This is a genomic window from Variovorax sp. H27-G14, assembly GCF_046156345.1.
In the GTDB taxonomy this organism is placed as follows: domain Bacteria; phylum Pseudomonadota; class Gammaproteobacteria; order Burkholderiales; family Burkholderiaceae_C; genus Variovorax.
The window spans coordinates 37,159-57,623 of the sequence record NZ_JAYLVN010000003.1 but is presented as its reverse complement, the minus strand read 5'-3'; the positions used below and the strand labels follow the sequence as shown (position 1 = coordinate 57,623).

At 67.0% G+C, this 20,465-nt stretch carries 18 protein-coding genes; 5 read left to right on the top strand and 13 right to left on the bottom strand.

Features of this window, described 5'->3' with window-relative positions:
* Both VLK31_RS09260 and VLK31_RS09255 read right to left on the bottom strand, forming a co-directional pair.
* Positions 1–3,456 (bottom strand): ESPR-type extended signal peptide-containing protein (locus VLK31_RS09260; RefSeq protein WP_409168101.1); only part of this gene is annotated, 3,456 nt, incomplete at its 3' end.
* Positions 3,457–3,637: 181 nt separating this feature from the next.
* The gene (locus VLK31_RS09255; RefSeq protein WP_409168100.1) at positions 3,638–4,036 is read right to left on the bottom strand and encodes a hypothetical protein; all 399 of its coding nucleotides are present in this window, start codon (positions 4,034–4,036) and stop codon (positions 3,638–3,640) included.
* Between the two features lie 335 nt (positions 4,037–4,371).
* On the opposite strand from VLK31_RS09255, the gene VLK31_RS09250 reads away from it, so the two are divergent.
* On the top strand, positions 4,372–4,995 hold the full coding sequence (locus VLK31_RS09250; protein ID WP_409168099.1) for a response regulator: 624 nt from the start codon (positions 4,372–4,374) through the stop codon (positions 4,993–4,995).
* 144 nt (positions 4,996–5,139) lie between these two features.
* Positions 5,140–6,816 carry a hybrid sensor histidine kinase/response regulator gene (locus VLK31_RS09245; RefSeq protein WP_409168098.1) on the top strand — a complete coding sequence of 559 codons (1,677 nt, stop codon included), beginning with the start codon at positions 5,140–5,142 and terminating at the stop codon, positions 6,814–6,816.
* Positions 6,817–6,872: 56 nt separating this feature from the next.
* On the opposite strand, the gene VLK31_RS09240 is transcribed toward VLK31_RS09245, so the two are convergent.
* The 4 genes from VLK31_RS09240 to VLK31_RS09225 are packed head-to-tail and all read right to left on the bottom strand — an operon-like array spanning position 6,873 to position 10,896.
* Entirely contained in the window at positions 6,873–7,886 is a 1,014-nt protein-coding gene (locus VLK31_RS09240; protein ID WP_409168097.1) for a tripartite tricarboxylate transporter substrate-binding protein, read from the bottom strand.
* 36 nt (positions 7,887–7,922) lie between these two features.
* Positions 7,923–8,777, bottom strand: a complete 855-nt coding sequence (locus VLK31_RS09235; RefSeq protein WP_409168096.1) for an HpcH/HpaI aldolase/citrate lyase family protein — start codon at positions 8,775–8,777, stop codon at positions 7,923–7,925.
* Entirely contained in the window at positions 8,774–9,955 is a 1,182-nt protein-coding gene (locus VLK31_RS09230) for a CaiB/BaiF CoA transferase family protein (protein WP_409168095.1), read from the bottom strand. The genes VLK31_RS09235 and VLK31_RS09230 overlap by 4 nt, the downstream gene beginning before the upstream one ends.
* 17 nt (positions 9,956–9,972) lie before the next feature.
* Complete coding sequence (locus tag VLK31_RS09225; protein WP_409168717.1) at positions 9,973–10,896, bottom strand: MaoC family dehydratase N-terminal domain-containing protein; 924 nt, start codon at positions 10,894–10,896, stop codon at positions 9,973–9,975.
* Between the two features lie 105 nt (positions 10,897–11,001).
* Here VLK31_RS09225 and VLK31_RS09220 point away from each other — a divergent pair, with 105 nt between their 5' ends.
* Entirely contained in the window at positions 11,002–11,934 is a 933-nt protein-coding gene (locus VLK31_RS09220; protein WP_409168094.1) for a LysR family transcriptional regulator, read from the top strand.
* A 402-nt stretch (positions 11,935–12,336) separates the two neighbouring features.
* On the opposite strand, the gene VLK31_RS09215 is transcribed toward VLK31_RS09220, so the two are convergent.
* Entirely contained in the window at positions 12,337–12,927 is a 591-nt protein-coding gene (locus VLK31_RS09215) for an NADPH-dependent FMN reductase (RefSeq protein WP_409168093.1), read from the bottom strand.
* A 29-nt stretch (positions 12,928–12,956) separates the two neighbouring features.
* The gene (yghU, locus tag VLK31_RS09210; RefSeq protein WP_409168092.1) at positions 12,957–13,835 is read right to left on the bottom strand and encodes a glutathione-dependent disulfide-bond oxidoreductase; all 879 of its coding nucleotides are present in this window, start codon (positions 13,833–13,835) and stop codon (positions 12,957–12,959) included.
* 28 nt (positions 13,836–13,863) lie between these two features.
* Between yghU and VLK31_RS09205 the strand changes: the two genes are divergently transcribed.
* A complete protein-coding gene (locus tag VLK31_RS09205) occupies positions 13,864–14,496 on the top strand; it encodes a glutathione S-transferase family protein (protein WP_409168091.1) in 633 nt (210 codons plus the stop codon).
* A gap of 33 nt (positions 14,497–14,529) precedes the next feature.
* Here the strand turns inward: VLK31_RS09205 and VLK31_RS09200 are convergent, their stop codons facing one another.
* Positions 14,530–15,708, bottom strand: coding sequence for an acetyl-CoA C-acetyltransferase (locus VLK31_RS09200; RefSeq protein ID WP_409168090.1), 1,179 nt, complete (start codon positions 15,706–15,708; stop codon positions 14,530–14,532).
* 60 nt (positions 15,709–15,768) lie between these two features.
* The gene (phaC, locus tag VLK31_RS09195; RefSeq protein WP_409168089.1) at positions 15,769–17,574 is read right to left on the bottom strand and encodes a class I poly(R)-hydroxyalkanoic acid synthase; all 1,806 of its coding nucleotides are present in this window, start codon (positions 17,572–17,574) and stop codon (positions 15,769–15,771) included.
* Positions 17,575–17,699: 125 nt separating this feature from the next.
* On the opposite strand from phaC, the gene VLK31_RS09190 reads away from it, so the two are divergent.
* On the top strand, positions 17,700–18,044 hold the full coding sequence (locus tag VLK31_RS09190) for a hypothetical protein (protein ID WP_409168716.1): 345 nt from the start codon (positions 17,700–17,702) through the stop codon (positions 18,042–18,044).
* Here the strand turns inward: VLK31_RS09190 and pgeF are convergent.
* Genes pgeF through VLK31_RS09175 form a run of 3 tightly spaced genes read right to left on the bottom strand, consistent with a single transcriptional unit; the run spans position 17,976 to position 20,364 of the window.
* The gene (pgeF, locus tag VLK31_RS09185) at positions 17,976–18,734 is read right to left on the bottom strand and encodes a peptidoglycan editing factor PgeF (RefSeq protein ID WP_409168715.1); all 759 of its coding nucleotides are present in this window, start codon (positions 18,732–18,734) and stop codon (positions 17,976–17,978) included. The two genes, VLK31_RS09190 and pgeF, sit on opposite strands and share 69 nt — an antisense overlap.
* 15 nt (positions 18,735–18,749) lie before the next feature.
* Positions 18,750–19,388: a maleylacetoacetate isomerase gene (gene maiA / locus VLK31_RS09180; RefSeq protein WP_409168088.1), complete on the bottom strand. Its 639-nt coding sequence runs from the start codon at positions 19,386–19,388 to the stop codon at positions 18,750–18,752.
* A gap of 58 nt (positions 19,389–19,446) precedes the next feature.
* Entirely contained in the window at positions 19,447–20,364 is a 918-nt protein-coding gene (locus tag VLK31_RS09175; protein ID WP_409168087.1) for a tetratricopeptide repeat protein, read from the bottom strand.
* Positions 20,365–20,465 lie beyond the last annotated feature (101 nt).

Below are 20,465 nucleotides of genomic sequence, written 5' to 3'. Positions count from 1 at the left end.
TGTCACGCTCGTGTTGCTGCCATTGACGAAGTCCACCGCACCGCCCGGCGCGATGTTCTGCACACCGCCCCCGTTGGCACTCAGGCTCCAACCCTTGTTGGCCGTCGCGCTCACCGTGTCGAGTTGACCGCGATTGACCGCGTCGTTCGGTGCCTCGCCATTGGCAATATTGCCCACCTTCACCGGCAACGTGGCCGCTGTGCCGTCGGCATTGCGACCGCCCAACGTCACACCGTTCTTGCCCGGCGTACCGTCCGCGTTCCTGTCGTACTGCACCGCGCTGCCGGCCAGCGCATCGAGTTGACCGACATTGGCCGCGTCGGTCGGCGCCTTGCCGGCTGCCACGTTGCCCAGAACTTGTGCGGCACCGGGTGCAGCGCCCGTGCCGTTCGGCGCCACCAGCGTCAACTGACCCGCCTTGTTTGGCACGGCCTGCACCGGGCCCAACGTCGCATTGCGGATGCTTTCGCCCAGATTGGTGACGTTCTGGTTGGTGGTGTTCAGTTGGCCGCCGTTGACCGCGTCCTTCGAGCCCGCGGCCACGTTGCCGTCCTTCACGTTGCCCAGCGTCACGCCGTCCGCGACCAGCGGCTTGCCGTCCTTGTCCAGGCCCCCAAGCGTTGCGCCGCTTGGCTGGGTCTCGCCCGTCTTCTTCGGGTCGTACTGCACCGCGTTGTTGGCCGCCTTGCCGACGTCGTTGAGCTGGCCGATGTTCGCCGCATCGGTGTCCTGCGTGCCCTTGCCCACGCGGGTGATGGTCTTAAGGCCACCGTCGATGCCTTGGGCCGTCACGCTCGGACCGGCCACACCATCGGCGCCACGGGTCGTCAGGCCGTTGCCGTCCAGCGTCGTACGCGGGCTGCCCAGTGCACCGACGGTGCCCGGCGCGCCCGAACCCACGCTCACCGAATCGAAGGCAGGTGTCTTCGACACGTCCACGCGGATCTTGTTGCTCGTGCGTGTCACGCTCGTGTTGCTGCCGTTGACGAAGTCGACCGTTCCGCCTGGTGCGATCTGCAGAGCGTTCACGCCGTTGGCGCTCAGGTCCCAGCCCTTGTTGGCCGTAGCGCTCACCGTGTCGAGTTGATCGCGATTGACCGCATCGTTCGGTGCCTCGCCGGCTGCCACGTTGCCCAGCACTTGTGCGGCACCAGGCGCGGCGCCCGTGGCCCCCGGCGCCACCAGCGTCAACTGGCCCGCCTTGTTTGGCACGGCCTGCACCGGGCCCAACGTCGCATTGCGGATGCTATTGCCCAGGTTGGTGACGTTCTGGTTCGTCGTGTTGAGCTGGCCGCCGTTGACTGCATCCTTCGAGCCAGCAGCCACGTTGCCGTCCCTCACGTTGCCCAGCGTCACGCCGTCCGCGACCAGCGGCTTGCCGTCCTTGTCCAGGCCCCCAAGCGTTGCGCCGCTTGGCTGTGTCTCGCCCGTCTTCTTCGGGTCGTACTGCACCGCGTTGTTGGCCGCCTTGCCGACGTCGTTGAGCTGGCCGATGTTCGCCGCATCGGTGTCCTGCGTGCCCTTGCCCACGCGGGTGATGGTCTTAAGGCCACCGTCGATGCCTTGGGCCGTCACGCTCGGACCCGCCTTGCCGTTCAGGTCCTTGACCGTCAGGCCTGTGCCGTCCAGCGTCGTGCTGGGGCTGCCCGGCGCACCAGCGGCCCCTGGGGTGCCTGCGCTGGTGGTCACCGAGGTGAACACCGGTGTCGTCGACACGTCCACCTTGATCTGGCTGTTGCTGCGTGTGACGCTCGTGTTGCTGCCATTGATGAAGTCCACCTTGCCGCCCGGCGCGATGTTTTGCACAACCCCACCGTTGGCACTCAGGTCCCAGCCCTTGCTGGCCACCGCGTCCAACGCGCCCAGTGCACCGCCCACGTTGGCGAAAGAAGCGCCCCCAACCTTGTACGCCGGCGCCGAGACCACACCCGTCGCATTGCTGTACGTGCTGCCGCCGCCCAGGCCGGCAGCAGTCGAGGTGCCGAGCGCGTTGACGCCCGTGGCAACCGAGTTGAGCTGCGAGCCATTGATGGCGTCGGTGCTGGTCGGAGAGATGACGCCCGCCGCCACGTTCTGAATCTGCCTTTCGTTGCCCGCACTGCCGACCGACACCACGCCCGATGCCGCCTTGGCAATGCCCTGGGCCGTGCCGCCATAAAGAGCGGTGGTGCCGGTGTTGGGCGCCGCGGTTGCCGAGCGTGCGCCCAGTGCCACGTCGTTGGCATTGGACGCGGTGGCGCCGTCGCCCTGGGCGATACCGAACGCGCCATTCACCACGGCACCGCGGCCGATGGCAATGCCGGACGTCGCATCCGCGGCAACGATGGCCCGCCCCCCGATGGCGATCGCATTGGCCGACAGCCCCTCCGCCCCGGCACCGTCGTTGCCAATGGCCAGGGATGAAGACCCGGACGCAATCGCCGCGCGGCCGATGGCCACGGAAAAATCGCCACTTGCGTTGGCGCCCGAGCCAATGGCCACGCTGCGGTCTCCCTTGGCGTTCGAAACCGTGCCAAGGGCCAGGGCATTTATCCCTGACGCATTTGCGCTGTAGCCGAACGCTGCAGCGTTCCGGGCCGAAGCCTCCGCAGTCCCACCGATAGCAAGGGACGCGGGGGCCGTGGCCTTGGCGGCATTGCCGAATGCCGTCGAAGGCCCCGTCCCCTCCACACTGCCGACGGCCAGCGCGCCCGTGCCGAATGCCGCGTCGTTGGCGAAGGCCGCGTTGGCGTTGCTGCCGAACGCCAAGGCCCCCGGACCATTGGCGCGAGCGTTGGAGCCGATCGCCACGCTGTTGTCGCCGTCGACGCCGGCTTTGCTGCCGATGGCAATACCCGCAAATCCTGCGCCCTTGGCTGTTCCTGTGGCCTTGGCTGTTGCGCCGCTGCCGATGGCAATGGACGCAGGGGCCAGCGCGTTGGCATTGCTGCCCATCGCCACGGTGTCAAAGTCGGCCGCTCGGGCATTGATGCCAATGGCCGTGCTGCCCTCTCCCGACGCGCTGGTCGTGCTGTTGCCCACCTGGAAGCGATTGGCAAGAATTGTGGTGGTGGAGTTTTTGGCGAGCGCATCGCCCAGCGTGATGTTCGCGGCGTCGGCGATGTCGGCGTTGCCGACGAAATAGTTGCGAATCGGTTGGCCTGCGCCGCCGCCACGCAAGGTCAGGAATTCGCCGGCTCCGGCTCTTTCCGGATTGGCGATCAATGTCAGGCCAGCCTGGGTCGTGGGCTGGCAAGAGAACGCCGCGCCAACCGTCATGCAGCTCAAACTCTGCGCATGGGCGGCCGAGCCGAGCAAACCAAACGCACCGGCCAACGACGCTGAAAGCAAACTCCATTTCAGCAGCCGCCCGCCCGCGGCGCCCTTGCTTGCCTTGCCTTTGCTTTTTGCGAGTTCGCTGACTGCAACCCAGGCACCCAGGGCCTCGCTCCAGATGCTTCGATATGAGGTGTTCATTGCTTTCCTGTGCGGTTGAATTTTTAGATGAATGCGAGCAATTGCGAGCGCATGGAATGCACCGAATGCAGCTCACCGAACGATTCGTTCCAGATAAATCGATAACGTTTATTCATGAAACTTTGCTTTTTGCGAGAAGGCGCCTGCGCATGCTGGCGTCGACAAAGCTGGCGCCCCTTTGTCAATGCGCCGAGACTTCGGGCGGCGACAGCCGACGCACTTGCGCCCTGGCGAACTCGCGGTGCGCAAACGAGAGCGAGATGCCGATGAATTCCTCGTACACCGCCACGGCGGCGGCCGTCTTGCCCGCGTCCTCGAGCTCCAGTGCCTCGATCACGAATTGCGTCAAAACCTGGCAGGCATCGCATTCCGCGGACGACGCCTTCAGCGACTTTGGCCGCAGCTCCGGCTGCACTTCGTAGATCTGGAGCTGAACCTCGATGATCTCGAACAGCGCACGACCGATTTTTTCGATGAGCTCCGACACCGGCGCCAAGTCCGTATCACGGACATCGCTGGCCGCCTGATCAAGGAGGTGAGAGCTCACCCTGAGCAGTTGGTGAAGAGGTTTCAGGTTCATGGTGGTGCTCTTCGGCATAGAGGCGTGATGAAAGAACGCATCGAACGGTAGTTCTTTCACCCGCTCGGGGCATCCCCTCGTCTGCGGGGTTATGTCGCACTGGTATTCGTCCGCATACTGGCGACCCACGCTTGCGCCGGTCGCGTCCGTTTGCCCCACGAAAGGCCATACACATGACTTCTCTCCATCCGTTGGCCCCCCACTTGACCACCGGCCTGCTGAGCGACCTGCAGAGGGGGTTCGAGGACGCGCCGTTGCGGCTTACAGCGGCGGCATTGGCCGATGTAAGAATGCGGCCACAAACAATATTGACCAAGGGCAGGGAGAGTTACCAGATGAAGATTCTTGTCGTGGACGACCACGCACTTTTTCGCGCGGGTTTGCGGCTTCTGCTTGTGAGCATGGGCGGCAACGCTTCGATCTATGAAGCGGCCACGGCGGCCGAGGCGACCGCCGTTGTCGCCGCGCACCCCGACCTCGCGGTCTGCCTGCTGGATCTGTCGCTCGGCCCAGAACATGGGCTGGATTCGCTCAAGCGCTTCAAGGCCATTGCGCCGGATGTCGTCGTGGTGATCGTATCGGCCGCCAACGACATGGCCACCGTGCGCATGTGCATCGAGGCCGGCGCCATGAGCTTCGTGCCCAAGAGCATGCCGCCCGAGACCCTGCGGATGGCACTCGAAAAGGTGCTCACGGGCCAGATCTACTTGCCCGAGGAAGTCATGCACACCACCGCGACCGTCAACCGCCCGTCGCTCAGCCCACGGCAGATCGATGTACTGCGCGGCTTGGCCCGTGCCTTGCCCACCAAGTCGATCGCGCGCGAACTGTTTCTCTCCGAGTACACGGTGAAGGAATACATCAGCGGGCTGTTCGAGGCGCTGCAGGTGCACAACCGCACGGAGGCCGTGATCACCGCAAGCCGGCTCGGGTTGCTGAGCTTGTCGCAGTCGGTCTGAACACCCGGCCAGACCGTGAAGACCGCGCACGACCTGACCACCCAAGCCGTGTTGCGGCAGGAGATGCAGCGCGAGTTCATCGAATTGCACGCGCGCATCATGCTGCGAATGCCGTTCGCGCACTTGTTGCTGATCGGTGGCTCGGTGTTCGTGCTGCTGCCGCAGGTGCCGATGAAGATATTTCTGCTGTGGGCGGCCGCGGTCGTCTGCATCGAATTCGGGCGGGCCGCCCATGCTGTCTGGCTGCTGCGGCGGCTGACCCGCATCGATCCCTCCAAGGCACTGCTGCAGCAGTTGCTGCTGGCGATTCTGGCGGGCCTTGAAGCCGGCGTCATGGCGCCCTTGTTCACGCCTTACCTCGACGCGTTGAACCAGACCTTTCTGACATTCATGCTGGTGGCGTTTCCGGCCCTCGGGCTCGCCGTTTCGATTGCGCCGCGGTACATGGCGGGCCTCTACGGCGCGGCCATTCTCATTCCCACGAGCGCCACCTGGGTCGTGCTGCATCCACAGCATCTGCTGGCGTCGATAGTCACGACGATCGCCTACATACTGGCGCTGCTGTTCGCGACCAACGAGAGTGAAAAACTGCTGGCACGGTCGATCGCTATCCGGCGCGAGCGCGATCAGGTGGTGCGCGACCTGGAGCGCAGCAACGCGGAGGTCAACGCCGCGGCTGCGCGGGCCGAAGCCGCGGCGCTGGCCAGAACCCGCGTGCTTGCCGCAGCAAGCCACGACCTGCGCCAACCCCTGCACGCCCTGTCGATCTACAGCGCCATTCTGGTAGCCAACCCCACGCCCGCGACGCTGGGCGAGGTTGCCAACCACATCGACCAGATCGTGCGTTCGCTGGGAGCGCTGCTGCACGGGCTGCTCGACCTTTCGCAGCTCTCCTCAAGCCACTATGTGCCCAATCGGCAGCGCTTCGCGCTGGACGCGCTGCTTGCAGGCGTGTGCACCGAGTTCGAAAGCGCCGCGGCCGACAAGGGCCTGTTCCTTGTGCGCGACCTGCGCAGCACCACGCTCGACGGCGACCCGATGGCCCTGGTGCGCATTGCGCGCAACCTGATCGAAAACGCAATCAAGTACACCAGGCGGGGTGGATTGATCGTGCGCCTGCGGCACGATGGCCAGACCGCCACCCTGACGGTCGAGGACACCGGCGAGGGCATCGACGCCGAGGAGCACGAACGCATCTTCGAGGAGTTCTATCAGCTCGGAAACAAAGGGCGGGACCCCAGCCAGGGCGTTGGGCTCGGGCTGGCGATTGTCGAGCGGCTGGTGTCGTTGATCGGCGCGCGCATCTCGGTCGACTCCCGCCTGGGCGAGGGGAGCCGTTTCGAGGTGCGCGTGCCAGGTGTCAGCGCCACGCCGCCTTTGGCCGCCGCGACCGACGTGACCGACGCGCCTGCGGTGGCCTTTGCGCCCCTGGACAAGGTGGCCGCGCGGCAAAGGATCTACCTGGTCGACGACGAGTCCAGCATCGTGCGAAGCATGACCGTGCTGATGAACAGCTGGAACTTCGAGGTCCATTCCGCCGAAGACATCGCCGGCACGGCGGCGCTGTTCAGCGAGCTGGGGTGCCCGGACCTCTTGATTGCCGACCTGCGGCTTCGTGGCCACGAGCACGGCTTTGCATTGGTCGCGCGCATGCACGAGATCCACGGCAATTTTCCGGTGCTCTTCATTACCGGCGAGACTTCGTCCGATGCGCTGCACAGGGCGCGCGCCGCGGGTTGGCCGCTGCTTCACAAGCCCGTCGATGCCCAGACGCTGCATCGAACCATCCAGTCCCTGCTGACGGTGCCTGGCGCCGGGTAAGGCACACGTCCTCTCATCGTTCCGGGCTTTGCATGCGACTTGCCATTGCCCGGCCGTCAGTCCGCCTGCACCCCCGCGGCGCGAATCACCTTGCCCCACTTCTCCACCTCCGCCGCCAGGTGCGTGCGCAGGCTCTCCGGCGTCTGCTTGTCCAGCGGCACGATTTCGGAGCTGAGCTCGGCCAGGCGGGTCTTCACCATGTCGTCCTGCAGCGCCGCGCGCAGGGCCACGTTGAGCTTCTCGACCACGGCGGGCGGCGTGCCCTTGGGCGCATACACGCCGTGCCACACGCGCACGTCGAAGCCTTTCAGGCCCTGCTCGTCCAGCGTGGGAATGTTGGGCATGCTGGCCAGCCGCCTGGGCGTGGTCACGCCGAACACCTTCACGCGGTTGCCGTCCTTGATGACGGGCGCGGTCTGCGTGGTCTGGTCGCACAGCAGGTCGACCTGCCCGCCCATGAGGTCGTTCAGCGCCGGGCCCGCGCCCTTGTACGGCACGGTCGTGAGCTGCACGCCGACCTGGTTCATGAACAAGAGGCCGCACAGCTGCGACACCGCGCCCACGCCCGCATTGGCCAGCGTCACTTTGTCCTTGTTGGCCTTCACGTAGGCCAGCAGTTCCGGGTAGTTGTTGGCGGGAAAGTCCTTGCGCGACAGCAGCGTCATCGGCACGTCCAGCACCTGGCCGATGTACTCGAAGTCTTTCAGCGGGTCGTAGTTGAGCTTCTTGTAGAGCGCGGGCGCTGTGGCCATGCCCATGTGGTGAATGAGGATGGTGTAGCCGTTGGGCGCCGCGCGGGCCACGCGCGCCGGCGCAATGGTGCCGCCCGCGCCCACGGTGTTCTCCACGATCACCGTCTGCCCCAGCGACTTGCCCATGGGAATGGCCAGCATGCGCGCCACCACGTCGGTCGGGCCGCCGGCGGAATACGGCACGACCATGACGATGGGCTTGTCGGGCCACGCAGCCTGTGCGGCGGCCGGCGATTGAAAGGCGAGCAGGCAGGCGGCCGCCGAGGCCGCGAGCAAGGCCTTGAATTTCCACGATTCACGGGGCTGGGTTGAGGTCACTTCGTTGTCTCCTTTGGGGTTGTTTTTTGGGTTGGCTCAAGCGTGCGCGAGCAGGCGTTCGGCCAGCCGAACCACGGGCGCGTCGACCATGCGGCCGTCGAGGCTGACGACACCGCCGCCCGCGGCCTGCACGGCATCGACCACGCGGCGCGCCCACGTCAGCTCTTGCGCGGTGGGGCCGAGCCCGGTCTGCACCGGCGCCACCTGGTCGGGGTGGATGCACAGCTTGGCGCCGAAGCCGCCGCGCCGCGCGCGCGCCGTGTCGGCAGCCAGGCGAGCGGCGTTGCGCCAGTCGGGCGTCACACCGTCGATGGGTGCGGGCAGGCCCGCGCGGCGCGAGGCCAGCAGCAGCGCGAGCCGCACCGGCACCAGCTCGGCCTCGTCGGCGTCGCAGGCCAGGCCCAGGTCGGCCTGAAAGTCGAGGTTGCCGAACGCCAGCCGAAGCACCTGCGGCGCAGCCGCCAACTCGTTGACCGCCGCAAGGCCCGCGGCCGATTCGATCAGCGGCACCAGCACGCCTTGCGGGCCGATGGCTTGCGCGAGCCCCGACAAGTCGGCCGCGCGCTCGGCCTTGGGCAGCACCACGCCGGCGATCAGGCCCTGCGCCACCAAAGCGCCGACCTGTGCGCAATCGTCGTCATGCCACGGCGTGCCCGCGGCATTGACGCGCACCAGCAGCCGTGCCCGTTGCGCGGGCTGCAGCGCGGCGAACGAGGCCGCGAGCTGCTCGCGCGCCGCGGCCTTGCGCTCGGGCGCGACGGCGTCTTCGAGGTCGACGATCACGCCGCCCGCGCCAGTGGCCAGCGCACGCGCATGGCGCTCTGGCCGGTCGCCGGGCACGAACAGAAAGGCGCGAGCCAATGACAGGGGGACCAGCGGCGCGCCGCTCATACCGCCTTCGCCTCGCGCAGCACCGCAATGTCGGCGTCGTTGCGGCCCAGGCTGCGCAGGATGGCGTCGGTGTGCTCGCCCACCGCCGGCACCGGGTCCATGCGGTAGTCGAAGGCGCTCTGCCGACCGGCCGGCAGCAAGGCCGGAATGTCGCCGGCCGGCGAGCCCACCTGCCGCCATCGGTCGCGCGCCTGCAGTTGCGGGTGCGCCCACAGGCCGGCCATGTCGTTCATGCGGGCGTTGGCAATCTGCGCCGTGTCGAGCCGCTCAAGCACCTGGGCCGTGCTCAGCGCGCCGAAGGTCTCCACGATGAGCGCGCGCAGCGCCTCGCGGTTGTCGTTGCGCCGCGCGTTGCTGTCGAAGCGCGCGTCGCTCGCAAGCCCCGGCTGCAGCAGCACCTTGTCGCAGAACGCGCGCCATTCGCGCTCGTTCTGCAGGCCGAGCATCACCGTGCCGCCGTCGCCCGCGGGGAACGGGCCGTAGGGGTAGATGGTGGCGTGCGAGGCGGCGCTGCGCGGCGGCGGCGGCGCGCCTTCGTAGGCGTAGTACATCGGGTAGCCCATCCACTCGGCGAGCGACTCGAGCATGGACACGTCGATGTGCGAGCCCTTGCCCGTCTTGCCGCGCTGCAGCAGCGCGGCCAGGATGCCGGTGTACGCGTACATGCCGGCCGCAATGTCGGCGATGGAGTTGCCCGACTTGCATGGGTCGCTTGGCGTGCCCGTGACCGACAGAAAGCCCGCCTCGCTCTGTATCAACAGGTCGTAGGCCTTCTTGTCGCGGTAGGGGCCGTCGTCGCCGTAGCCCGAGATGTCGCACACGATGAGCCGCGGGTGCTTCGCCTGCAGCACCTCGGCGCCCAGGCCCATGCGCGCGGCGGCGCCGGGTGCGAGGTTCTGCACCAGCACGTCGGCATCGGCCAGCAGCTCTTGCAGCACGGCCAGCGCGGCGGGTTGCTTCAGGTCGAGCGTGAGGCTTTCCTTGGAGCGGTTGACCCACACGAAGTGCGAGGCCTCGCCGCCCACGCGGGCGTCATAGGCGCGCGCAAAGTCGCCCACGTCGGGGCGCTCCACCTTGATGACGCGCGCGCCCAGGTCGGCGAGCTGGCGGGTGCAGAACGGCGCGGCAATGGCGTGTTCGAGCGATATGACGGTGATGCCGTCCAGGGGTCTTGTCATGGGGGTGGTCTCCGCAATCAGGCGAGCACGGCCGTGGCCTGCATCGTGAGCCAGCCGTCGGCGTCTTCGGCCCACAGGCTGAAGGTTTTGCTGCCACCGGCGCTGCTTTCAGTCGGCTTGCCGTGCACTCGGAACGGGGCCGTGTCGAAGGTCGGGCGCACAGCGCGGAACTCGAAGCGCGCCAGCTGCGCACCGGGCACCTGTCGGCGCAGCAAATCGACCAGCAGCGTCGCGATGAGCGGGCCGTGCACGATCAAGCCTGGATAGCCCTCGACCTGCGTCACATAGCGGCGGTCGTAGTGGATGCGGTGGCCGTTGAAGGTGAGCGCGGAGTAGCGAAACAGCAGCACGTCGTCGGGTGCGACGTCGCGGCTGAAGGCGGCGTCACCAGGCATCGCAGCAGGCGCGGGGGTGGGTGGCGGTGCCTTCTCTTCGGGTGCGGCGGCAGCGCGGTAAACGATGTCGTGCTCCTCGGTCAGCGCCAGGCCGTGTTGGTTGCGCACCTCGTGCCGCACCAGCACGAACACCAGCTCGCCGGTGCGCCCGGCCTTGTGCGTCACCGACACGATGGTCGACGTGCGCGCCACCGTGTCGCCCACCCGCAGCGGGTTGCCCGCCTCCCAAGCGAGCCGCCCGCCAGCCCACATGCGGCGCGGCAACGGCACGGGTGGCAGGAAGCCGCCGCGCCTGGCGTGGCCGTCTTCGCCGATGTCCGACTGCCGGTGGTGCGGCAAAAAGTACAGCCAGTGCCACAGCGCGGGCAGGTGCGTGCCGGCCTGCGGCAGCGGGTCGTCGCGGTCGAGCGTGGCGGAGAGCGCGCGCACGGGCGCGGCGGTGATGTCGTCGGCCAGCGTTTCGCTGCGGCCTTGCCAGGCCTGCAACTGCGCGAGCGCGTCGGCGTCGATCAGGGGAACGTGAGGGGGAGTCGTGGTCGTCTGCATGGCCGCATGGTCGGCGGCCCTTGGCGCGCGCGCAATCTGCCATTTCAAAAGCCAGCCTTCTGCAATTCCGAAGGCTGGTGCTTACCCCGGCCCTACCATCGCCCGATGCTTTTCGACCTGACCGACCTGCGGCTCTTCGTTGCCGCGGCCGAACTCGGCAACCTCACGCGGGCGGCCGAGCGCCAGCACTTGTCACTGGCAGCGGCCAGTGCGCGCATCAAGGCGCTGGAGGCGCAGGCCGGCCTGCAGCTGCTGCAGCGCGAGGCCCGCGGCGTGCGGCTGCTGCCGCCGGGCGAAGCCTTTTTGCACCACGCGCGCCTGGTGCTGCGCCAGACGGAGCAGCTGCGCGCCGACCTGCTGGAGTACGGCGGCGGCCTGCGCGGCCACCTGCGGGTGTTTGCCAACACCACGGCGGTGACCGACTTCTTGCCCGAAATACTTCCGGGCTTTTTGGCGCGCAACCCGCGCATCAACGTCGACCTTCAGGAAAAACCGAACGCTCAGATTCCACGTGGTGTGCGCGACGGGCGCGCCGACATCGGCATCGTCGCGGGCCAGGTCGACACGCTGGGGCTGGAGGCGATTCACTTCAGCACCGACCGGCTGGTGCTGGTCACGGCGCGCAAGCACCGCTTTGCCAGGCGCCGCACCATCTCATTCGCCGAGACGCTGGAGGAAGACGCCATCGGCATGCAGCAAGGCAGCACGCTGCAGGCCTTTCTGGCGCAGATCACCGACAACCTGGGCAAGCGGCAGAAGCTGCGCATTCAGCTCGGCAGCTTCGACGCCATGTGCCGAATGATCGGCAGCGGCGTGGGCATTGGCGTGGTGCCGGAGTCAGCGGCGCGGCGCAACCAGCAGAGCATGCAGCTCGCGCTGATCGCGCTCAGCGACGCCTGGTGCGTGCGCGAGCGCTATCTGCTGGTGCGCGACCGCGCGGCGTTGCCGATCTATGCGCAGGCGCTGGTCGACACCTTGTGCACGCACTACAGCCCGCAAAAGGCTTCGGACAGCCCAAATGTTGACAACCCGATGTAGTCCCCATTTTCTGTGCACAACTTTGGGGGCAACTTAGGCGGAGCCTTGTAAAACCAACGCAAGTGCTTGTTTTATAAAGGGATTCCACACATTGCCTCAAATTTGAGCAGTGAACAAGTTTCAAGGCCCTGGCGCGGGTCGAATCAGGTGAAACCCTAGGTTTGGGGTATTTTTTAGGGCTTGACCTGCCCATTCGGGCTTGACAGACCGGTTTTCACCAAGCCGTCCCCATTTTCTGTGCACAACTTTGGGGACAACTGATGTGCAGCCTTGTAAAACGATTGCAAGTCGTTGTTTTATATAGGCTTTCTACACATTGCTCAAATTTTGAGCGGTGAACAAGATGCGCGGAGGGCCGTTTGCGGGCCCCTGCCACGCAAACCAACGACCTACACCATGGGCCTAGTAAGGCGGTCCCTTGCGCGCCCGCTGGGCGCGTGCCGCCTCGGTCCACCAGGCCAGGTCGTCGGCGAAGCGGCCGAACGCGTGGTCGAGCGCTTCGCCCGCGCTGCCGGTCGGCTTGCCGTCGGCATCCAGCGTCTGCGAGATGGGGCCTACGGCCAGCGTGCTCGACACCACGACCATGCCCATCTCCGACAGGATCGAATGCCACACCGTGCCCGATCGCACACCCGAGAAGCGCCCCGCTGAATAGCTGGCCACCGCCGCGGGCCGCCAGAACCACTCTTCCAGAAAGTGGTCGGTGAGGTTCTTCAGGCCCGGCTGCGGGCCCCAGTTGTATTCGCCGGTGACGAAGATGAAGGCGTCCGCCGTGCGGATCTTCTCGGCCAGCGCCTCCATGGCGGGAGGCGCGCTGCCCTTGGGGTACTCCTTGTACATGCGGTCGAGCATCGGCAGGTCGACCGCCTTGGCATCGATGAACTCCGCCGTGGCGCCGCGCGCACCCAGGCCGGCCACGATGTAGTCCGCCAGGCGCACGCCCATGCGGTCGGAACGGTACGAGCCGTAGAAGACCAGGATCTTGTCGCTCATGGGTGTCTCCGGGTGGCGGTGTCGGGGTTTCAGGCTTGGGTGTCGAGCTTGTCTTGCGTGCGCGTGTCGAAGTCGCCAGCGTCGTGCCGCTCGGGCAACTGGCTGGCCGGCTGGCCCCAGGTGCGGTTGACCATGCGCCCGCGCTGCACCGCCGGGCGCTGGGCGATCTCGTCGGTCCAGCGCAGCACGTTCTTGTACTCGCCCACCGACAGGAACTCGCCCGCCTCGTACAGCTGCCCCTTGGCGAGCGTGCCGTACCAGGGCCACACGGCCATGTCGGCGATGGTGTATTCGTTCCCGCCCAGGTAGCGGCTTTCGGCCAGGCGGCGGTCGAGCACGTCGAGCTGGCGCTTGGCCTCCATCGCGAAGCGGTCGATGGCGTATTCGATCTTGGTGGGCGCGTAGGCATAGAAGTGGCCGAAGCCGCCGCCGAGATACGGGGCACTGCCCATCTGCCAGAACAGCCACGACAGGCACTCCGCACGCGCCGCGCGCTCGGTCGGCAGGAAGGCGCCGCCGAACTTCTCGGCCAGATACTGCAGGATGGCACCCGACTCGAACACGCGCACCGGCGTGGCCTCGCTGCGGTCGAGCAGCGCCGGAATCTTGGAATTGGGGTTCACCGCCACAAAGCCGCTGCCGAACTGGTCGCCCTCGTTGATGCGAATGAGCCAGGCGTCGTACTCGGCGCAGGTGTGGCCCAGCGCCAGCAATTCTTCGAGCATGACCGTCACTTTCACGCCATTGGGCGTGGCCAGCGAATAGAGTTGCAGCGGGTGCTTGCCCACCGGCAGGTCTTTCTCCTGGGTGGCACCCGCAATCGGGCGGTTGATGTTCGCGAAGCGCCCGCCGCTGTCCTTGTTCCAGGACCAGACGGTGGGCGGCGTGTAGCCGGTCGTGCCATTCATGCAATGTGTTCCAGGAGTTGAACAGACGATGATCATTCTCTACGACTGCGCCACCGCGCCAAGCCCGCGCCGTGCGCGCATCCTGCTTGCCGAGAAGGGCATTGCCCACGACACGGTGCAGGTCGACCTGGCCCGTGGTGAGCAACTGGGCGCCGCCTACCGCGACATCAACCCGCAATGCACGGTGCCCGCGCTGCGCACAGAAGAAGGCGCGCTGCTCGCCGACAACGCCGCCATTGCGGCCTACCTGGAGGCCCGCTACCCGGAGCCCGCGCTGATGGGCCGCACGCCGCACGAAAAGGCCGAGATTGCCAGCTGGAACTGGCGCATCGAATTCGAAGGACTGCTGGCCATTGCCGAGACGCTGCGCAACGGCTCGCCGGCCATGGCCGACCGGGCGCTGCCGGGGCCCGTGAATTACGCGCAGATTCCCGAGCTGGCACAGCGCGGCCAGGCACGCGTACAGCATTTCTTCGAGACCTTGAATGCGCGGCTGGCCGGCCGCGACTTCATTGCCGCCGACCAGTTCAGCCTGGCCGACATCACCGCCGTGGTGGCGGTGGACTTTGCCCGCGTGGTGCGGGTCAAGCCCGGGGAGCAGCACCCCGAGTTGCTGCGCTGGCGCGCGGCGATGGCGCTGCGCCCGTCGATGTCGCGCTGAGCGGCGACAACCCCGGGCGCGGGCGCCCTGCTATCAACGTTCGATGGTCAGCGCCACGCCCATGCCGCCGCCGATGCACAGCGAGGCAATGCCCTTCTTGGCGTTCTGGCGTTGCATTTCATGCAGCAGCGTCACCAGAATGCGGCAGCCCGACGCGCCGATCGGGTGGCCGATGGCAATGGCGCCGCCGTTCACGTTCACCTTGTTCACGTCCCAGCCCATTTCGCGGTTCACGGCGCAAGCCTGTGCCGCAAAGGCTTCGTTGATTTCCAGCAGATCGAGGTCGGCGGCCTTCCAGCCGGCGCGCTGCAGCGCCTTGGTCGACGCGGGCACCGGGCCCATGCCCATGATGGCCGGGTCCAGCCCGGCGGTGGCGTAGCTGGCAATGCGGCCCAGCGGCTTCAGGCCGAGCGCGGCGGCCTTCTTGGCCGTCATCACCATCACGGCGGCGGCGCCGTCGTTCAGGCCCGATGCATTGCCCGCGGTCACGCCGCCGGCCTTGTCGAAAGCGGGGCGCAGGCCGGCCAGCACTTCGGCGCTGGTCTTGCGGTTGATGAACTCGTCCTGGTCGAACACGAGCGCATCGCCTTTCTTCTGCGGGATGCTCACGCCGACGATTTCGTCCTTGAACTTGCCGGCGTCCTGCGCGGCGGCGGCCTTGGTCTGGCTGCCCAGCGCCAGCTCGTCCTGCGAGGCGCGGTCAATGCCGAACTTCTTGGCCACGTTCTCGGCGGTGATGCCCATGTGGTACTGGTTGTAGACGTCCCACAGGCCGTCCACGATCATGGTGTCGACCATTTTCCAGTCGCCCATGCGCTGGCCGTTGCGCGAGTTGGGCAGCACGTGCGGCGCCATGCTCATGTTCTCCTGCCCGCCGGCAATGACGATTTCGCTGTCACCGGTGGCCACGGCCTGCGCGGCCAGCATCACGGCCTTCAGGCCGGAGCCGCACACGGCGTTGATGGTGAGCGCCGGCGTTTCCTTGGCGCCGCCGCCCTTCAGCCATGCCTGGCGCGCGGGGTTCTGCCCGGCACCGGCCGCCAGCACCTGGCCCATGATGGCCTCGCCGATCTGGTCGGCCGTGAGGTTGGCACGCGCAATCACTTCCTTGATGACGATGGCGCCCAGCTCGGTGGCCGCAATGCCGGCGAGCGCGCCGCCAAACTTGCCGACCGCCGTGCGTGCTGCCGAAACGATGACGATGTCTTCCATGAGATTCTCCGTTGAAGTAATTTGAAATCGAGGTGTTCTGGATGTCAGGCGCTCAGGCGCTCAGGCGCGGGCCTTGACGTAGCGGCCCGGTGCAGGCTCGATGGCCTTGTAAGCCTTGCCGTTGCCGTAGTCCCTGGGCGCGGCAACCTGCTTGCCCGCGTGGCCCTTGAGCCACTGGGCCCAGTCGGTCCACCAGCTGCCCGGCTGCTCCTGCGCGCCACTCAGCCATTCGGGCTGCGTCTTCGGAAACTTGCCGTCGTCGCGCACCCAGTGGCTGCGCTTTTTCTTCACCGGCGGATTGATCACGCCGGCAATGTGGCCCGACGCGCCCATCACGAAGCGCTTCTTGCCCGGCAGCAATTGCGTGGACGCATACGCGCCGCCAATCGGCACGATGTGGTCTTCGCGCGAGCCGTAGATGTAGGCCGGAATGTCGATGCGGCCCAGGTCGACCTGCGCGCCGCACACGGTGAGCGCATTGGGCTGGGCCAGCTTGTTCTCGAAGTAGGTGTTGCGCAGGTACCAGGTGTAGAACGGGCCCGGCAGGTTGGTGGCGTCGCTGTTCCAGTACAGCAGGTCGAACGGCGGCGGTGTTTCGCCCTTCAGGTAGTTGCCCACCACGTAGTTCCACACCAGGTCGTTGGGCCGCAGCATGCTGAAGGTCGAGGCCAGGTCGCCGCCGGGCAACAGGCCGCCCTTGCCGAGCTGCATTTCGCGGTAGGCCACCATCGGCTCGTCGACAAAAATGTCCAGAATGCCGGTGTCGCTGAAGTCAAGAAAGGTGGTCAGCAGCGTGACCGATGCGGCCGGCTTTTCGCCGCGCGCCGCAAGCACGGCCAGCGCGGTGCTCAGGATGGTGCCGCCCACGCAAAAGCCCAGCGTGTTGATCTGCTTGCTACCCGTGACCTCTTGCACCGTGTGGATCGCCTTGATGGCGGCGTTCTCGATGTAGTCGTCCCAGGTGGCCTTTTCCATCGAGGCGTCGGGGTTGCGCCAGCTCACCACGAACACGCGGTGGCCCTGCTCGTTCGCATAGCGAATGAGCGAGTTCTCGGGCTGCAGGTCGAGGATGTAGAACTTGTTGATGCACGGCGGCACCAGCAGGAACGGCCGCTCGTACACCTTGGCGGTGAGCGGCTTGTATTCGAGCAGCTGGAAGTAGTCGTTCTCGAACACCACGGCGCCTTCGGTGGTGGCCACGTTGCGGCCCACCTCGAACGCGCTTTCGTCGGTCATGCTGACGTGGCCCTGCTTCACGTCGTGCAGCAGGTTCTGGATGCCGCGCGCAATGCTCTCGCCCTGCGTGTCGATGGCCTTCTTCTGCGCATCGACATTGAGCGCGAGGGAGTTGCTGGGCGACGAGGCGGCCATCCATTGCTCCACCGCAAAGCGCAGCCGCGCGCGGGTCTTTTCGTCGCCGTCGACGGACTCGGCCATGCTGAGCAAGGTGCGCGCGTTCAGCAGGTAAACGGCGGCGGAAAAAGCGGATAGCGGGTTGCTGCCCCAGGCATCGCCGGCAAAGCGCTTGTCGCCTTCGGGCTTGGCGTTGAAGCCCTGGCGCCAGAGTTCGGTGGCGTTGGCCAGGTACTGCTGCTGAATGGCTTGCAGCTTCTCGGGTGCAATGGAGAACTTGGGCAGCTCGGGCATCTTCATGCCGTTGGCCATGTCAGGCATCTGCGGCATGTTCGGCATCTGTGGCATCTGCGGCATCTGCGGCATCTGCCAGAGCGGTGTGCCACCGGGACTGAAGGCCGAAGCCCCCTGCGCGGCCGACTGCTGGAACGACGCCACCGCCTTGCTCCATCCCTCGGTCAGTGCCTGCTGGAAGGGCGCGAACGCATCGGCCCCCGTGGGTTGCTTCATCATGTCTCCTGGTCCTCACCTGAATCGATACGGATGGCTGGCGTCTTTTGAGTATCCTGCATTCACAGGGCCCTCACAACGCCTTGCCCCCACCGCCCCGCCCTTTCACTTACCAACTGAAACTTCTCGTGTTTGTCCATCTCATCGTCATCGGTTGGCTGTATGTGGTCGTGATGATGGCCGTGGCCGAAGCCACCAACACCACGGGCACGGTGCTGGGCGCCATCTTCACATTTCTTTTGTACGGATTGGTGCCGATGGCACTGGTGGTTTACCTGATGGGTACCCCCGGCCGGCGCCGCGCGCTCAAGCAGCGCGAGGCCGAAGCACAAGAGGCCGCACGGCAAGCCGCCGCGCAGAAAGCGGCAGCCACGGCGCCCACATCAACTGCGGTGCCCCCTGCCTCAGACCTTCCAGATCAGCGAAGCGAAGCGCCCGCTGACGCCGTCGCGCCGGTGCGAAAAGAACCGTGACGGGTTGGCAACGGTGCACCACCCGTCGCTGCCGTCGTTGCCGTAGACCGCCCCGATGCCAGCCGCGCGCAAACGCTGGCGTGCCAGCGCGGGCAGGTCGGCCAGCCACTTGCCGGGCGCCGCCGCGGGCCGGAAGCACGCGGCAGCCTCGGCCGCATGCGCTTCGAACGCGGCCTTGACCTCGGGGCCGACCTCGAAGGCCCCGGGGCCGATGCACGGCCCTACCCACGCCATCACCTTCGCCGCGCCGCGCGCATCGAAGGCCTTGGCGGTCTGCTCCAGCACTCCGCCCGCCAGCCCCCGCCAGCCCGCATGCGCGGCGGCCACGCGGTGGCCGGCTTCGTCGGTGAAGAGCACCGGCAGGCAATCGGCCACCATGATCGTGCAGGCCAGGCCCACGGTGGTGGCGGTGCAGGCATCGGCCGCGGTGCCGTCGCGCACCGGGTCTTTCGCGTCATCGAGCACCACCACGCCGGTGCCATGCACCTGCTGCAGAAACACCGGCTGCGCGCCGATGGCCGCGTGCAAGCGCTTGCGGTTTTCGGCGACATGCGCGGGCTCGTCGCCCACATGGTCGCCGAGGTTCAGGCTTTCATAGCGCGCCAGCGACACGCCGCCGTCGCGCGTGGTGCACACGGCCCGCACGTTGGACGGCGCGGGCCAGTCGGGCACAAGCCAGCGCGCGTTCATTGCGCTCACGCTCGATCAGGCCTCGGCGTCGGGCGACTGCGAGGGCTGCGCGCGCTGGAAGGCGTCGAGCTCCATGCAGGCCTCGAAGGCGGCCATGCTGCGCGGCAGGTCGCTGAAGTCGCAGTCGAAGCGGCGGCCGTTGAAAATTTGCGGCACCAGGCAGCAGTCGGCCAGCGTGGGCGTGTCGCCATAGCAGAACCTGCCCGCGGGGTGCTGCGCCAGTTGGCGCTCGAAGGCCAGCATGCCGTCGCGCACCCAGTGGCGGTACCACGCGTTCTTGGCCTCGTCGTCGAGCTTCAACTCTTTCACCAGGTACTTGAGCACGCGCAGGTTGTTCAGCGGATGGATCTCGCAGGCAATGGACTCGGCCAGCGCGCGCACATGGGCGCGGCCCACGGGGTTGCTCGGCAGCAGCGCCGGCTCGGGGTGCGTCTCGTCGAGGTATTCCATGATGGCCAGCGACTGCGAGAAGCGCTCGCCCTCGTCTTCGAGCAGCGGCACCAGCATGTCGGCGGAGATGGCCGAGTAAGGGCCGGTGCGGTGTTCGCCGCGCGCAATGTGCACGGGGATGTACTCGTAGTCGAGGCCCTTCAGGTTCAGGGCAATGCGCACGCGGAACGAGGAGGAGGAGCGAAAGTAGTTATGCAGCTTCATGATTTTCCAAGGATAGCGCCGCCGTGCTTGCGCCGCGGCCGCGGGGGTCGGAGCGGGTTCAGCAACGGGGGGCCGCCTGCAGCACGCAGCGCAGGTCGTGCAGCGAGGCCTTCGGGGACACGTCGGCGCGCCACTCGTCGAGCACGCGCTGCACCATCGCCTCGTCGCGCGACGCGATGCCCAGGCGCCACGGGCCCAGCGCGGCGGGCGCTTCGTCGGGGCCGTGGTGGTGGCCGCCCTCGGCATGCGGGCGGCCTTCGGAGCAGGCGCGGCACAGCACCTCCATGCTGGCGGTCCAGTTCTCGGCGACGGCGTCGGCGGCCTTGAAGCGCTCGATGAGCGTGTCGATCTGCGCCTGCGTGGCGTTGTCGACCGACACCTCGTAAGTGGCGTAGTCGGAGGGCGCAATCAGCTCCAGCGCGTCGAACACGGCCACCTCGCGCTCACCGCGCAGCCGGTAGCCATTGGGTGCGCCATCGTGCAGCACGAGGTCACCGTAGCGGTGGCCGCACGCCGGTGTCGGCACGTTGCGCAAAATGGCGCGCGCGGGGTCGATGCGGTCGGCCCACACCACCTCCGTGCCCTCGTCGCCGTGCACGCGAATGGGCGTGAGGCCCACGAAGTAGTCGACCGGCCCTTCGCCGTGCGGCAAGTCGATGCCGTACTGCCGCCATGCGCGCCGCGCCGTGACCCAGTCGCCCAGCGCGGTGGCCGCAATGCCCAGGTTCCAGATGGCGCCCCGGTTGCCCGGGTCGCACGCCACGGCGCGGTCATTGGCCTGAAGCGAGGCGGCCCATTCGCCGCGGTACTTGTGAATGAGGCCGGCGTTGTACCAGGGCGAGGCCCAGTGCGGGTGCACGGCGCTGGCCTGGGCGTAGGCCACCAGGGCGCCGTCCTGGTCGCCGTCGTCGTCGCGCTGGCGGCCAAGTTCGTTGAGGGCGTTGGCTTTGCCGGCTTTGCTGATTCGGAGGGGCATGTTGGGAAACGTTGAGAGCGCGCGAGGCATCAATTCTTAACCAATGGCTCTGGCACACTGAGCGTGGCCCCCTCCCCTCAGATTTCGCTCGAAAAAGTTCA